Raw genomic sequence first — 706 nt, forward strand, 5'->3', positions numbered from 1 at the left:
GGTCTGACCAGGGGAAAGGCGCCCCACAGGGGGCACTTGCGCGGCTAGGTAACCGGGGTTGCACCGCAGGATGCACGGACAGGGGGATGCGGCGGGGGAGCCAGAGGGGCACCGCAAGCGGGACCGGGGGGGGGGGCCTCCCAAACGGACACCCCCCGTAAGTGCAGGTCAGACCCCGTGGGCAAGCCCGTCAACGGTGCCGACACCTCTTCTGCGACAGCCAGAAGAGGTCTCTGGCTCTTGCACGGGGGGCCGGCCGCGGCCGCCGTCCCGCACGCCTGTCGCACCCGCCCGCACCCCCGGGATCCAACCTCCCCAGCCCAGGTCAACGGCCCCGTGTCGCACCGACAGACCGGCCCACACGACAGCCGCGGCCGACACCGCCGCCCACCGTCAGCCGGCTCCGACCCGAGTCGGAGCGCGCGGACCGACGTCGGGTGTCAGGCCGTCAGGGGGTGTCACCGGTCCACAGAAACCGCGTCCCGCCTCCCGGCACGGGGGCGTAGTCGGAGCGCCCACCCGGGCCCCACTGACCGGTGTCGGTCACCAGCAGCGCACCGTCCGCACACTCCTCGGCGCCCCACGAGGTGACATCCAAGAGCTGCCCGTCCAACGGGCCGCCGATCAACTCCACGTAATCCCGACCCGGCACCGGGCTCGCCGGCCGACCCTCGCCCGCCCCGTACACCCGCAACCCCACCCACCG

Annotated in this window: 1 protein-coding gene; it reads right to left on the reverse strand. The window is 73.7% G+C overall.

Annotation, left to right across the window (positions count from 1 at the left end; all coding sequences use genetic code 11):
- Nucleotides 1-448 precede the first annotated feature (448 nt).
- A complete protein-coding gene (locus ADK55_RS39850) occupies nucleotides 449-700 on the reverse strand; it encodes a hypothetical protein (protein ID WP_053680032.1) in 252 nt (83 codons plus the stop codon).
- Nucleotides 701-706: the final 6 nt, after the last annotated feature.

This window comes from Streptomyces sp. WM4235, assembly GCF_001279725.1.
In the GTDB taxonomy this organism is placed as follows: Bacteria; Actinomycetota; Actinomycetes; order Streptomycetales; family Streptomycetaceae; genus Streptomyces.